Annotated in this window: 13 protein-coding genes and 1 tRNA gene; 6 read left to right on the top strand and 8 right to left on the bottom strand. The window is 72.2% G+C overall.

All coding sequences use genetic code 11. The annotated features are described in order from the left end of the window. Nucleotides 1-26: 26 nt before the first annotated feature. On the top strand, nucleotides 27-554 hold the full coding sequence (locus ACYVMZ_RS05875) for an AAA family ATPase (protein WP_461076368.1): 528 nt from the start codon (nucleotides 27-29) through the stop codon (nucleotides 552-554). A 199-nt stretch (nucleotides 555-753) separates the two neighbouring features. Continuing rightward, nucleotides 754-1929: an SUKH-4 family immunity protein gene (locus ACYVMZ_RS05870; protein WP_461076101.1), complete on the top strand. Its 1176-nt coding sequence runs from the start codon at nucleotides 754-756 to the stop codon at nucleotides 1927-1929. A gap of 84 nt (nucleotides 1930-2013) precedes the next feature. Here ACYVMZ_RS05870 and ACYVMZ_RS05865 read toward each other — a convergent pair whose 3' ends face one another. Then, the gene (locus tag ACYVMZ_RS05865) at nucleotides 2014-3264 is read right to left on the bottom strand and encodes a COG1361 family protein (protein WP_461076099.1); all 1251 of its coding nucleotides are present in this window, start codon (nucleotides 3262-3264) and stop codon (nucleotides 2014-2016) included. Nucleotides 3265-3394: 130 nt separating this feature from the next. Further along, nucleotides 3395-3469, bottom strand: a tRNA-Cys gene (locus tag ACYVMZ_RS05860). Nucleotides 3470-3663: 194 nt separating this feature from the next. Between ACYVMZ_RS05860 and ACYVMZ_RS05855 the strand changes: the two genes are divergently transcribed. The 4 genes from ACYVMZ_RS05855 (at nucleotide 3664) to ACYVMZ_RS05840 (ending at nucleotide 9001) form a co-directional block, all read left to right on the top strand. Continuing rightward, nucleotides 3664-5142, top strand: a complete 1479-nt coding sequence (locus ACYVMZ_RS05855) for an MFS transporter (protein WP_461076097.1) — start codon at nucleotides 3664-3666, stop codon at nucleotides 5140-5142. A 225-nt stretch (nucleotides 5143-5367) separates the two neighbouring features. Continuing rightward, complete coding sequence (locus ACYVMZ_RS05850) at nucleotides 5368-7164, top strand: DEAD/DEAH box helicase (protein WP_461076095.1); 1797 nt, start codon at nucleotides 5368-5370, stop codon at nucleotides 7162-7164. 327 nt (nucleotides 7165-7491) lie between these two features. Next, entirely contained in the window at nucleotides 7492-8133 is a 642-nt protein-coding gene (locus ACYVMZ_RS05845; protein WP_461076093.1) for an IclR family transcriptional regulator, read from the top strand. 76 nt (nucleotides 8134-8209) lie between these two features. Beyond that, a complete protein-coding gene (locus ACYVMZ_RS05840; protein ID WP_461076091.1) occupies nucleotides 8210-9001 on the top strand; it encodes a S16 family serine protease in 792 nt (263 codons plus the stop codon). A 75-nt stretch (nucleotides 9002-9076) separates the two neighbouring features. On the opposite strand, the gene ACYVMZ_RS05835 is transcribed toward ACYVMZ_RS05840, so the two are convergent. The 6 genes from ACYVMZ_RS05835 to ACYVMZ_RS05810 all read right to left on the bottom strand — a co-directional run bounded on the left by ACYVMZ_RS05835 (nucleotide 9077) and on the right by ACYVMZ_RS05810 (nucleotide 13113). Continuing rightward, nucleotides 9077-9202: a hypothetical protein gene (locus ACYVMZ_RS05835; protein ID WP_461076089.1), complete on the bottom strand. Its 126-nt coding sequence runs from the start codon at nucleotides 9200-9202 to the stop codon at nucleotides 9077-9079. Between the two features lie 13 nt (nucleotides 9203-9215). Then, nucleotides 9216-9788, bottom strand: a complete 573-nt coding sequence (locus ACYVMZ_RS05830) for an ArsR/SmtB family transcription factor (protein WP_461076087.1) — start codon at nucleotides 9786-9788, stop codon at nucleotides 9216-9218. An 86-nt stretch (nucleotides 9789-9874) separates the two neighbouring features. Then, the gene (locus ACYVMZ_RS05825) at nucleotides 9875-10726 is read right to left on the bottom strand and encodes an ABC transporter permease (protein WP_461076085.1); all 852 of its coding nucleotides are present in this window, start codon (nucleotides 10724-10726) and stop codon (nucleotides 9875-9877) included. Then, nucleotides 10723-11961 (bottom strand): betaine/proline/choline family ABC transporter ATP-binding protein, encoded by a 1239-nt coding sequence (locus ACYVMZ_RS05820; protein WP_461076083.1) that lies wholly within the window; start codon nucleotides 11959-11961, stop codon nucleotides 10723-10725. Before ACYVMZ_RS05820 ends, ACYVMZ_RS05825 begins: the two co-directional genes overlap by 4 nt. Beyond that, nucleotides 11954-12601 (bottom strand): ABC transporter permease, encoded by a 648-nt coding sequence (locus tag ACYVMZ_RS05815; protein WP_461076366.1) that lies wholly within the window; start codon nucleotides 12599-12601, stop codon nucleotides 11954-11956. The genes ACYVMZ_RS05820 and ACYVMZ_RS05815 overlap by 8 nt, the downstream gene beginning before the upstream one ends. A 35-nt stretch (nucleotides 12602-12636) precedes the next feature. Further along, nucleotides 12637-13113, bottom strand: a complete 477-nt coding sequence (locus tag ACYVMZ_RS05810) for an Lrp/AsnC family transcriptional regulator (RefSeq protein ID WP_461076081.1) — start codon at nucleotides 13111-13113, stop codon at nucleotides 12637-12639. Between the last annotated feature and the right edge of the window lie 74 nt (nucleotides 13114-13187).

Raw genomic sequence — 13187 nt, 5'->3', positions numbered from 1 at the left:
GCGCCCACGGCGCCCCGGATGTCCTGATGGGCGGGGTCGTGCTCATCACCGGTGTGATGGCGGCCGGGAAATCGACGGTCGCGCAGGCGCTGGCGGAGCGGCTGCCGCGGGCCGCGCACGTCCGCGGGGACGTCTTCCGGCGCATGATCGTCTCCGGGCGGGAGGAGTACGTTCCCGGCGCGGGCGGCGAGGGGGAGGCCCAACTCAGGCTGCGGTACCGGCTGTCGGCGGCGACGGCGGACGCGTACGCCGAGGCCGGGTTCACGGCGGTTGTGCAGGACGTGGTGCTCGGCGAGGAGCTGGCGGCATACGTGCGGCTGGTGCGCACCCGCCCGCTGCACGTGGTCGTGCTGGCGCCCGGCCCGGCCGCGGTGGCGACGCGCGAGGCCGGGCGGGAGAAGACGGGCTACGGGGCCTGGACCGTCGAGGAACTCGACGGCGTGCTGCGGACCGGGACCCCGCGGATCGGCCTGTGGCTGGACACGTCCGAGCTGACGGTGGAGGAGACCGTGGAGGCGATTCTGGCCGGGAGGCAACGGGCCAGGGTGGTTTGAGCGTCTCGTGGTGTGGGGGCGCTGGGCTGAGCCGAGCGGTCTCGGATCCGGGGGCGTTGTCAGTGGTGGCGCGTAGTGTTCTGGGCAGTGGGGGACGGCTGCCGGACCCGGAGGACGGGCGGGCCTGTCCTGCCCGGGGCGGGGCCTTCCTGCCCGGGCTCTCAAGCACGGGACTTGAACACGTAAGCGCGGGGGAACCATGAGCACGACCGACGCCGGCACGGCGACGATCACGCTGACCGATGCCGAACTGGATCCGTACGTCACGCACACGCCGACGCGCCGCTGGCTGACCGGCCCCGGACTGCCCGGCGACAGCGGCCTGGTGAGCTTCGCGGAGCTGCGCCGGGAGGGCCTGCGGACCGTGGCGGACTCGACCGGCGACCCGGAGGGCCGGCTGGCCGCGGAACTGCGGGACCAGCTGGTCATAGGGGGACTGCTGGACCCGGCCGGACTGGAGGCGGAGTCGGTCCTGCTCGACGGCGCGACGGGCGAGGTCTCGACGACGTACTTCTTCCACGACCGCCCCGACCTGATGGACCGCCGCCCGCTCGCCCCGTCCCTGCTGACGCTGGTGCGGTTCGCCACGGCGACGGACGAACTGGCCGGACTGCGCGGCCAGTTCGCGGCCTACGCGGACCGCTTCGGGACCAAGGCGGTGGCCGAGGCGTCGCGGCAGCTCCTCGCGCTGTTCGAGGAGGGCACGGACGGTGAGGTGCCGCCGTTCTGGAAGATGGCGGCCCTGATCCGCCCCCTCGCCCTGGTGGCCGGCCCCGGTACGAAGTCGGGACTGGCCCTGGACCTTCCGGTGCGCCTGCTGGACCAGGAGTTCGGGCAGGGCCGCATGGCCCGCTTCGAGGACGTCGACTTCCCCGCGACACTCACGCACGAGCCGACCCGCCGCTTCCTGCGCGAGACGGGCCTGCCGGAGGACGGCTTCCTCTTCCACCTGGACCCGGACGTACCGCTGCGCACGCTGGCGGAGTACTACGAGGACGAACGCCCCGGCGCGTTCCCGGCCGATCGACTCCCGGCCCGCGCCGACCACTTGATACGCCTGGGCCACCTGGTCGAGGACAACAGCCTGGTCGTCGACGGCACCACGGGCGCCATCCTCAACTGGAGCGAGCCCGAGGCCGCCCTCCACCCGCTGAACACGGACATCTCGACCCTCGCCTTCACCCTCTGGCTGCTGCACCGCGAGCACGCGATCGACGAGGAGTCCGGCCACGCGCTGACGACCGACACGTACGACCAGCTCGCGATGACGATGCTCCAGGTCCTGTCCGCCATCGACCCGACCGGCACCACGACCGACACGGGCCGGCACTACTGGACCGAGCTGTTCCAGGACGAGGCGGGCGGGGTGCTGTGAAGCGACGGCCTGGGCTGCCGCGCTCCGGGCCTTGATCGGGGGGCCCGGGCGCGGCTGCCGTAGGGCTGTGCGAGGTGCGGGGCTTCAGGAGGACGTGACGCCCGCACGGCGGCGCCGTACGGCCAGGACCAGCAGACCGCCGAGCGCGGCGGCGGCAGCCGCGGCACCTGCCAGGAGCGGGGTGCCGTCGGAGCCCGCGCTCGCCAGATTGCCGCTGACGGAGCCATTGCCGGAGTCCCCTGCCGGGGCACCCGCCGACCCCGGGCCCGTGGTGCCCGAGCCGCCTGCGGCCTGACCCTGCGGGTCGTTCCCGCCCGTGCCGGCCCCGCCGTCTCCTGAGCCGCCGCCTGCGGATCCGCCGCCGGTGCTGGTGCCGCCCGAAGGGCTCGGGCCGGGACCGGGTTCGTTGTCGCTCGGCAGGTCGATGCTGATCTCGGCCGTGTTGTTGGCGGGGTTCTCGTCGTACTTCGGGGCGATGTCGTACACGGAGGACGCCCTGACCGCGCCCTTGGTGTCCTGCGCGGTGTCCTCGACCTTCAGCAGGAACGTGAAGTCGAGGGACTGACCGACCTCGAGGACACCGCCGGCGGGCAGGCAGACGTACTGGGGCTTGCCCGGTGCCGAGGGCCCGGTCGGACCGTCGATCCCGAACGGCAGGCACTGCTTGGGCACTTCGACGGCGACGGTGCCGGGCGGGATCCGCACGAACAGGCCCGGGGCGTCGTCGCTCTCCTGCTGCTGGACCCAGCCGGGTCCGTCGTTGCGCAGCGTCGCGGTGACCGACTGCCTGCCGCCGGGCAGCGCCTCGGTCTCCTCACCGACCGCGACGAGGTCGGCCGAGCTGTCGGCGGTCAGGGTCATGCGCCGGTAGCTGTCGTCGAACCCCTCACCCGGGGCCTCACCGGTGGGACCGGTGCCGTACTCGACGGCCTCCATCAGCGCCTTCGGCAGCGCCTTGAACCGAACGGGCGTGGTGACGGAGGCGCCGGGCTCGACCACCATGTCCAGTTCGCACAGCGCCTGCCTGACCTGGTTGTCGAGGGTCGAATAGGTGCAGCCCTCGACAGGCTCGGTGAAGTCGAGCCCCCGGGTCAGCCGCACCCGGAAGGTGACACCGTCCGCGGCGGCCGTGCCCTTGTTGGTGAGCGTGACGGACTCCTCGTACACCTCACCGGGCTGCAAAGCGGTGCGCGGCAGAGCCGAGATCACCAGAGCGGGCCCGCCTTCCTCGGCATACGCCACGGGCGCGGCAACTGCGGGAACGGCAGCGGCGATCGCGGCAGCGGCCACGACGGCTGCGGAGCGGCGGAGGTGGGGGCGGCTGTGCTGGCGCAACGGTGGGTCTCCTCGTCGGAACAGGAAGCACGGCGACCGGGTGTTGGCCACCCGGTCATGTCCTGGACACCTGGAGAGCGTTGGGGGTTGTGCTCTTCCTCCCGGCTGCCTGCCGCCCCCACCAAGGCGTTGGAGGCCGTGGCGGGAATCGAACCCGCGTTACTCGCTTTGCAGGCGAGCCCCTCAACCACTCGGGCACACGGCCGTGTGCGGACTTCGTGTCATGACCGTAGGCCGCTCCCGACCCTGCACTCAAGGAAACCCGGGGCCCTGCAACGCGACTGCCATACGCCGTTCATGAATGGGCGCGCTCGACGCTCGGTCGTACGACCAAGGTCCCAGGCCCGGACCGACTCTCGACAGGGGTCAAGGCGGCCCGTGGCCCTTACTCTGGCGGGCATGACCGCCCCGGACCCGCGCGACACCGATGTCGCAGACACGGCAGAGGCCGTAGAGACCAAGGACACTCCCGACCTGCCCTCGGCCGCCGAGCGGGACCAGAGGACCGTGCTGAGTCGGTCGTACCGGGCACTGAGCATCGGGATCGTCTCCGTCGTGCTGCTGATCGCCTTCGAGGCGACGGCGGTGGGGACGGCGATGCCGGTCGCGGCGCGGGAGCTGGACGGGGTGTCGCTGTACGCGTTCGCGTTCTCGGGGTACTTCACGACGAGCCTGTTCGGGATGGTGCTCGCGGGGCAGTGGTCGGACCGGCGGGGGCCGCTGGGGGCGCTGACGACGGGGATCGCCTCCTTCGCGGCCGGGCTGCTGTTGTCGGGGACGGCCGGGGTGATGTGGGTGTTCATCCTCGGTCGGGCCGTGCAGGGGTTCGGCGGCGGGCTGGTGATCGTCGCGTTGTATGTCGTGGTCGGGCGGGCGTATCCGGAGCGGTTGCGGCCGGCGATCATGGCGGCGTTCGCGGCGGGCTGGGTCGTTCCCTCGATCGTCGGGCCGCTGGCGGCGGGTGCGGTGACCGAGCAGCTGGGCTGGCGGTGGGTGTTCGTCGGGATCCCGGTGCTCGTCGTCCTCCCGCTGGCGCTCGCGCTGCCGCAGATCCGGCGCCGGGCCGCGGGGCCCGCGGACGGCACCGAGGAGTCCGCATCCTTCGACCGCCACCGCATCCGGCTGGCGCTGGGTATCTCCCTGGGCGCCGGGCTGCTCCAGTACGCCGCCCAGGATCTGAGATGGGCCTCGCTCCTCCCCGGTGCGGCGGGCGTGGCGCTGCTCGTCCCGGCCGTGCTCGGGCTGCTGCCGCGCGGCACGTACCGGGCGGCCCGCGGGCTCCCGTCGGTCGTGCTGCTGCGCGGGGTCGCCGCGGGGTCGTTCATCGCCGCGGAGTCCTTCGTGCCGCTGATGCTGGTCACGCAGCGCGGGCTGTCCCCGACGCTGGCCGGGTTCTCGCTCGCGGCGGGCGGCGGGACGTGGGCGCTGGGTTCGTGGGTGCAGTCCCGGGCGCGGGTCGAGCCGTACCGGGAGCGGCTGATGACCGTCGGGATGCTGTTGGTGGCGGCGGCCATCGCCACGGCGCCGAGTGTGCTGATCGACGCCGTGCCGGCCTGGATGGTGGCGGTCGCCTGGGCGTTCGGCTGCTTCGGCATGGGGCTCGTCATCTCCTCCACGAGCGTGCTCCTGCTGCACCTGTCCGCCCCCGAGGAGGCCGGCACCAACTCCGCCGCGCTCCAAATCTCGGACGGCCTGTCCAACGTCCTGCTGCTGGCCGTGGGCGGCGCCGCCTTCGCGGCCCTGGGCGGCGGCACGGTCACGCACACAGCCAGCGAGGCCTCCGGCTCCCATCCGGCTGCATTCGCCGCCGTGTTCCTGCCGATGGCGGGCGTGGCGCTGCTGGGGGCCTGGGTGACGACGCGGCTGCGGGAGCGGTGAGGCGTGAACCGGTGGTCTGGTCGTCGACGTGGCGTCCGGAGCGGAGAGTGATGTCCCGGGATCGCGCAGCGACTGAGGCGGTTGTGACGTCGGTCCCACCCTCGGGCGACCCGGCGCAGTCCGCGCGTTGACACCGCCGGGCCGCCGGTAGGGTGGCCCGGTTGTCATACGTAGCCGAGCCGTCAGGCTCTCTCGACCGAGCCGCCCGACCCATACACGGAGACCGTGACTACCACCGCCAGCTCCTCCCACTCGCACCACCTCTCCCCGGCGTTCCCCGGCCGCGCCCCCTGGGGCACCGCCAGCAAGCTGCGTGCCTGGCAGCAGGGGGCGATGGAGAAGTACATCCAGGAGCAGCCACGCGACTTCCTTGCGGTCGCCACCCCCGGCGCCGGTAAGACGACCTTCGCGCTGACCCTGGCCTCCTGGCTGCTGCACCACCATGTCGTGCAGCAGGTGACCGTGGTCGCGCCCACCGAGCACCTGAAGAAGCAGTGGGCGGAGGCGGCCGCGCGGATAGGGATCAAGCTGGATCCCGAGTACAGCGCGGGGCCGCTCGGCAAGGAGTACCACGGGGTCGCGGTCACGTACGCGGGTGTGGGCGTGCGGCCCATGCTGCACCGCAACCGCGTCGAGCAGCGCAAGACCCTCGTCATCCTCGACGAGATCCATCATGCCGGTGACAGCAAGTCCTGGGGTGAGGCCTGCCTCGAGGCCTTCGAGCCCGCCACGCGCCGTCTCGCCCTCACCGGTACGCCGTTCCGGTCCGACACCAATCCCATCCCCTTCGTGACGTACGAGGAGGGGCCGGACGGGATCCGGCGCTCCGCGGCCGACTACACGTACGGATACGGGTCGGCGCTGGCCGACGGGGTCGTGCGGCCGGTCATCTTCCTCTCCTACAGCGGCAACATGCGCTGGCGGACCAAGGCCGGTGATGAGATCGAGGCCCGGCTCGGCGAGCCCATGACCAAGGACGCCATCAGCCAGGCCTGGCGTACGGCCCTGGATCCGCGCGGCGACTGGATGCCCGCCGTGCTGCGCGCCGCCGACCAGCGGCTGACCGAGGTCCGGAAGGCGATCCCGGACGCGGGCGCGCTCGTCATCGCCTCCGACCAGGAGTCGGCGCGTGCGTACGCCAAGCTCATCCGGGAGATCACGGGGCACAAGGCGACCCTCGTGCTGTCCGACGACGCCGGCGCGTCCGCGAGGATCGACGAGTTCAGCAACAGCGACGACCGGTGGATGGTCGCCGTCCGCATGGTGTCCGAGGGCGTCGACGTGCCCCGGCTCGCGGTCGGGGTGTACGCGACGACGATCTCGACGCCGTTGTTCTTCGCGCAGGCCGTGGGGCGTTTCGTACGGTCCCGCAGGCGTGGCGAGACGGCCTCCGTCTTCCTGCCGACCGTGCCCGACCTGCTCTCCTTCGCAGGCGAGATGGAGCGCGAGCGCGACCACGTCCTCGACAAGCCGAAGAAGGGCGGCGAGGAGGACCCGTACGCCGAGGAGGAGAAGCTCCTCAAGGAGGCGGAGCAGCAGAAGGACGAGGACACCGGCGAGCAGGACATGCTGCCCTTCGAGGCGCTGGAGTCCGACGCGGTCTTCGACCGGGTCATGTACAACGGCGCCGAGTTCGGCATGCAGGCCCACCCGGGGAGTGAAGAGGAGCAGGACTACCTCGGCATCCCGGGGCTGCTGGAGCCCGAGCAGGTGCAACTGCTGCTGCAGAAGCGGCAGGCCCGGCAGATCGCGCACAGCCGCAAGAAGCCGGACGACGAGGCCGACCTGCTCGAACTGCCCGCCGAGCGGCGGCCGGTGGTCACGCACAAGGAGCTGATGGAGCTGCGGCGGCAGCTCAACACGATGGTCGGCGCGTACGTCCACCAGAGCGGCAAGCCCCATGGAGTGATCCACACGGAACTGCGGCGCGTGTGCGGGGGGCCGCCCGCCGCCGAGGCCACGGCGGGGCAGCTGCGGCAGCGGATCGCCAAGGTGCAGGAGTGGGCCACCCGCATGCGGTGACGCCGCGGCGCCTCGGCGGGGGGCCGGGCAGGTCGGCGTACGCCCGCGCACGTATGAGGCACGTATCAGGACAAAAGGAAGTACTTCATCCTGGCCATTGCCCGGATTCTGGACGGAGCCTTCCGCTGAGCGAACCGGCTCGCTACTGTCCCGCTACGCACACGCCCCGTGGCAGCGCCGCCGCGGAGCGCAGCCGTGAAGCGACTGAGCCCGGGACAAGGCCGGGCCGCCGGCCGATCGGCGGCCTCTGATGCGCGTCACGGACGGGACTCGGTGACGCATCCGCCGCGAGGGGGCCGCCGACCTCACCACTAAGGAGTGGGCGTCGTGACCGCGGAGACCTCCCAGACGCTCGACAGAGGGCTGCGTGTCCTCAAGCTGCTGGCCGATACGGACCATGGCCTGACCGTCACCGAGCTGTCCCACAAGCTGGGCGTGAACCGGACCGTCGTGTACCGGTTGCTCGCCACGCTGGAGCAGCACGCCCTCGTACGCCGTGACCTGGGCGGGCGTGCCCGGGTCGGGCTCGGGGTGCTGGGTCTGGGGCGCCAGGTGCATCCGCTGGTGCGGGAGGCGGCGATGCCGGCGCTCAGGTCGCTGGCCGAGGACATCGGGGCGACGGCGCATCTGACGCTGGTGGACGGCGCCGAGGCGCTGGCCGTGGCCGTGGTCGAACCGACGTGGACGGACTATCACGTGGCCTACCGGGCCGGGTTCCGGCATCCGCTGGACCGGGGCGCGGCGGGCAAGGCCATCCTCGCGGCACGGCAGCAGCCGACGGGGGACCCGGGTTACACGCTGACGCACGGCGAGCTGGAGGCGGGGGCGTGCGGGGCGGCGGCGCCGTTGCTGGGGCTCACCGGCATCGAGGGCAGCGTCGGGGTCGTGATGCTGGCGGACGTGGTGCCGGAGCGGGTGGGGCCCCGGGTGGTCGAAGCGGCGCGGGAGGTCGCGGAGGCGTTGCGCTGACGTGGGCGGAACCGCGTAAGGTCCTGCGGCCCGACCACCACCTGGCCGGATCCGGCGCCCGCGTTAGATTGATGCCGTGCTCTCTCGTCTCACGCGCCCCCAGGCCCTCGCCGTCTGTGCCCTGCCCGTCGCGGCCCTGCTGGCCACCGCGGCGTTCGCGCCGTTGCCGTTCTCGGTGGCGCAGCCGGGGCAGACGACGGACGTGCTCGGGAAGGACAAGGGCGCGCCGGTGATCACGATCTCGGGTGCGCCGATGCGGGAGACGAGCGGGCAGCTGCGGATGACGACGATCGTCGCGACCGCCCCGGACGCCCGCGTGACGCTCCCGGACGCCATCGACAACTGGTTCCGCACCGACCGGGCGGTCATGCCCCGCGACTCGGTCTACCCGAGCGGCGACAGCGTCAAGGAGATCCAGCGGCACAACGCGGAACAGATGAAGGAGTCCCAGGACGCGGCGACCCGGGCCGCGCTGGGCTACCTCGACCTCGACGACAAGAACGTCAAGGTCAGCCTGAAACTCGCCGACGTAGGCGGCCCCAGCGCCGGTCTGCTGTTCTCCCTCGGCATCATCGACAAACTGCGCGGCGACGGCAGCGGCGGCGACCTCACGGGCGGCCGCGTCATCGCCGGCACGGGCACGATCACCGCGGACGGCGCGGTCGGCGCGGTCGGCGGCGTGTCCCTGAAGACCCAGGCCGCCCATCGCGACGGGGCGACCGTCTTCCTCGTACCGAAGGCGGAGTGCTCGGACGCGGAGGCGGCGCTGCCGAAAGGGCTGCGGCTGATTCCGGTGACGACCCTGAAGGGCGCGGTGAGCGCGCTGGTGGCGCTGGAGACCGGGAAGGGCTCCGTTCCGAGCTGCTAGGGCCCTTCTGCCCTAGGGGGCGGCCGCGGCCGGCCGGGGCGTGGTGGCGAGGCGCAGGCCGAGTTCTACGAGGGTCTAGCCGAGGCGGGTGCGCAGGCGCGGCAGGCGCCTGACGCCCCCGGTTCGGCGGTGTGCCGCGGCCCGGGCCTGAAGTTCGGCGGCGCGGGCGTGGTGCAGGGCGAGATGGATCTCGGGCTGCATCGGGTGTGGCCTTTCACTCGGTCGGGCTGGGGAAGACGTGCGTGTGGACGCGGACGGTCTCCGCACCCGGGGCGTCCTCGGGCTGGAGCCGGTAGCTCTGGACCAGCTCGTGCATCTTCTCGACGAGTTCGCGGGCGCGGTCGGGCGTGAGCCGCAGCGTGAAGTCGCTCATGTCGCTCGCGTCGTCCCACTCGGGGGAGCTGTCGCCCAGGCTGCCCAGCCACGTCGCGAGTTCGAGGGTGTGGTGGTTCGCGACCTCCTGACGAAACAGGGTGGCGGCCCCGCGCACGCCGGGATCGGGGTTCCTGAGCAGCGCGGAGTCGAACTCGACGCCCATGTGCACCGCCTGCCACCAGCGTTCCCGCCCCTTGCCGTGCTCCGGGGCGTCCTCGATGAAGCCGTGTGCGGCGAGCTGACGCAGGTGATAGCTGGTCGCTCCGCTGGACTCGCCCAGCTTCTCGGCGAGTTGGGACGCGGTGGCGGGGCCGCCGCGCCGCAGTGCGACCACCAGCCGCATCCGCAGCGGATGGGCCAGTCCGCGCAGGGAACGGGCGTCGAGTACGCGGATGCTCTGTTCCTCGGGCATGCATGCAAAGGTAGCGTTGCAAAGAAGGCTTTGCAACGAGTCCTTTGGAAGTGCTGGTCCTCCTCCCTCTCCTTTGCCCCCCTCCCTCACCCCTCCCTGACGAACCCCTCCTCCACTGTCCCCTCCTCCACCGCCGTCACCGAGGCCACCCGCTCCGACGCCAACCCCCGCGGGCGCAAGAGCAGTTCGGCCACTGAGGCCAGCCAGTCCACCAGCAGGGCGAGGGCGACCGTGAGGATGGAGCCGAGCATCAGCACCGGCATCCGCTGGTGGGTGATCCCGGTGGTGATCAGCACGCCCAGGCCGCCGCCCCCGCCGAAGGCCGCCAGGGTCGCCGTACCGACATTGAGCACCAACGCCGTACGCACACCCGCGAGGACGACCGGGACCGCCAGCGGCAACTCCACCCGTGCCAGCACCCCGAGCGGGGACATGCCGATCCCGCGCGCCACCTCCAGCAACGTCGGGTCGTTCGCCTTCAGGCCCGCGATCGTGTTCGACAGCACCGGCAGGACGGCGTAGACGATCATGCCGGTCAGGGCGGCCCCGCGGCCGAGGCCCAGCCAGATGACGAGCAGGGCCAGCAGGCCGATCGCCGGGGTCGCCTGGCCCGTGTCGGCGAGCGCCATGGCCACCGGGGCGGCCTTCCGGAACGCCCGGCGGGTCAGCAGGACGCCCAGCGGGATCGCGATGATCAGCACGAAGAAGGTGGAGATCACCGTCAACTCGATGTGCTGCCACAGCGCCTCGGTGACCCGGCCGTCCGACAGGGCGCTCTGGGAGACCGCGTCCAGGTCGGCCTGCCGGAACCACAGCCAGGTCGCGAGCAGGACCGCGACCAGCAGTGTCGGGAGGAGGGTCAGCTTCCGCCAGCCGACCTGCCGGGCCGTGGGCCGCACCGGAGCCCGGGGCTCCGCGGCGGCCTCCAGCGTGGTCACGCCGTCCGCTCCCCTCCGACGCCCTCCTGCTCGGCATGCGTCCGCGCGGCCCGCGGCTCCTCCGGTTCGTGCTGGTGCTCCCTCGCGTCGAGCCGGTCGGCCACCAGCAGCCGGTGCACGGAGTCGATGAGCGTCTCCCTGTCGACGACGCCGGTGTACTGGCCGAACCGCCCGGTCACCGCGACCCGCCCGGCGCTGTCGGTGAGCACCGCCTCCAGCGCGTCCCGCAGCGTCGCGTCCCGGGTCACCGTGTCGTACACCGGTGTGCCCGCCCGCGCCAGCGAACCCCGGGCCCGCATCAGGTCACCGCGCCGGAGCCACCTGTACGGCCGCCCGCGCCTGTCGAGGAGCAGGATCTCGTTCGTGCCGCTCGCCCGCAGCCGGTTGAAGACGCTCTGCAGCGGGTCGTCCACGGTCACCGTCGGGTAGTCGGCGATCTCCACGTCCCGTACGCGGGTGAGGTTCAGCCGTTTCAGTGCCGCCCCGGCGCCCACGAACCCGGACACGAAGTCGTCCGCCGGGTTGGTCAGAATCGCCTCCGGAGTGTCGAACTGGGCGATGCGGGAGCGTTCGCGCAGCACGGCGATCCGGTCGCCGAGCTTGATCGCCTCGTCGAAGTCGCGGGTGACGAAGACGATCGTCTTGCGCAGCTCGTGCCGCAACCGGATCAGCTCGTCCTGGAGGTGGCCGCGGGTGAGGGGATCCACCGCCCCGAACGGCTCGTCCATCAGCAGCACGGGCGGATCCGCGGCGAGCGCCCGCGCCACGCCCACGCGCTGCTGCTGCCCGCCGGAGAGCTGTCGCGGGTAACGGCCGTGGAACTCGCCGGGGTCGAGGCCGACCAGGTCCAGCAGCTCCTCGACCCGCGCCCGGATCCGGGACTTCGGCCAGCCGCACATCCTCGGGACGAGGGCGATGTTCTGGGCGACCGTCATGTGCGGGAACAGGCCGGCGGACCGGATCGCGTACCCGATCCTGCGGCGCAGTTTCACCGGGTCCAGGTCGGTGACGTCCTCGCCGCCGATGCGGATCCGCCCGCCGGTCGGCTCGATCAGCCGGTTGATCATCTTGAGCGTGGTGGACTTCCCGCACCCGGAGGGGCCGACGAAGACGACCGTCTCGCCCGCCTCGATCTCCATGGAGACGTTGTCGACGGAGGGGCCGGGGTTGCCCGGGTACCGCTTGGTGAGGTTCTCCAGCTCGACGGCGGCCCCGCCTTCGGATGCTTCAGGCACGGATCCCCCCGGCCATGGTCAGCCGCCCGATCAGGACGTACGCGGCATCGAACAGCAGCGCCAGGACGACGATCCCGAGCGTGCCCGCGAGCACCTGGTTGAGCGCGTTCGCGCTGCCCGGCGAGGCCAGCCCGCGGAAGACGACGTGGCCGAGGCCGGGGCCGGAGGCGTACGCCGCGATGGCCGCGATGCCCATCAGCATCCGCGTCGAGACCCGGATCCCGGCCAGGATCGGCGGCCAGGCCAGCGGCAGCTCCACCCGCAGCAGCCGGGCCGGACGCGACATGCCGATGCCTTTGGCCGCGTCCACCAGCGACGGGTCGACGCCGCGCAGCCCGACGATCGCGTTGCGCACGACCGGCAGCAGCCCGTACAGCGTCAGCGCCGCCACCGTCGGCGCCACGCCCAGCCCCACGACCGGGATGAGCAGACCGATCATGGCCAGCGCCGGGACGGTCAGGATCGTCGAGGCGGCCGTCGTGGCCAGGGTGCCCGCCCACGCACTGCGATACGTGACGACACCGATCAACACTCCCAGCACGGTCGCCACGACCACGCACGGGAAGACGGCGCCGGCGTGCCGGCAGGCGTCGGTGAGCAGCTGCTGGTGCCGGTCGCCCAGGTACTCCCAGAAGTCCACGCCGCTCACCCCATGACTGCCGCTCACCCCATGACTCAGCTCTCCGGGTGCTCCGCGGCCTGCTCCACCAGCGGGATGATCCGCAGCGGAACGGGGTTCTCCATGACGATCGCCGTGGAGGCCCGGACGATGCCATCAAAACCGACGACCAGGTCGATCACCCGCTGGAGATCGGCGTTCGAACGGGCCACCAGCCGGCACAGCATGTCGCCGGTGCCGGTGGTGGTGTGCAGCTCCAGCACCTCCGGCACGGTCGCCAAGTGCGCCCGTACGTCGGCCCCTTGACCCTGCCGGATCTGCAGCGTGGCGAACGCGGTGACCGGATAGCCGAGGGCCGCCGGATCCACCTCGGGCCCGAACCCGCGGATGACTCCGTTCGACTGAAGCCGGTCCAGCCGCGCCTGCGCGGTGCCCCGGGCGACCCCCAGCCGCCGGGACATCTCCAGCACCCCGATCCGCGGCTCCCGCGCCAGCAGCACGATGATCCGGCCGTCCAGATGATCGATCGCCACAGCAGCCTCCGAGGTGGTCATCCTGTACTGAAAGTCCGCCGGTTCCCGCATTCCGCTGAACAGATTGCCCAGTG

It is taken from the genome of Streptomyces deserti, assembly GCF_054782695.1.
The sequence above is the reverse complement of the archived record's forward strand: the minus strand, read 5'-3'. Positions and strand labels throughout refer to the sequence as shown.

Excerpts from the sequence above, each read along its gene's own strand:
- ACYVMZ_RS05875 (WP_461076368.1), top strand. The coding sequence starts at position 27 with ATGGGCGGGGTCGTGCTCATCACCGGTGTGATGGCGGCCGGGAAATCG.
- ACYVMZ_RS05870 (WP_461076101.1), top strand. The coding sequence starts at position 754 with ATGAGCACGACCGACGCCGGCACGGCGACGATCACGCTGACCGATGCC.
- ACYVMZ_RS05830 (WP_461076087.1), bottom strand. The coding sequence starts at position 9,788 with ATGCCCGAGGAACAGAGCATCCGCGTACTCGACGCCCGTTCCCTGCGC.
- ACYVMZ_RS05835 (WP_461076089.1), bottom strand. The coding sequence starts at position 9,202 with ATGCAGCCCGAGATCCATCTCGCCCTGCACCACGCCCGCGCCGCCGAA.
- ACYVMZ_RS05855 (WP_461076097.1), top strand. The coding sequence starts at position 3,664 with ATGACCGCCCCGGACCCGCGCGACACCGATGTCGCAGACACGGCAGAG.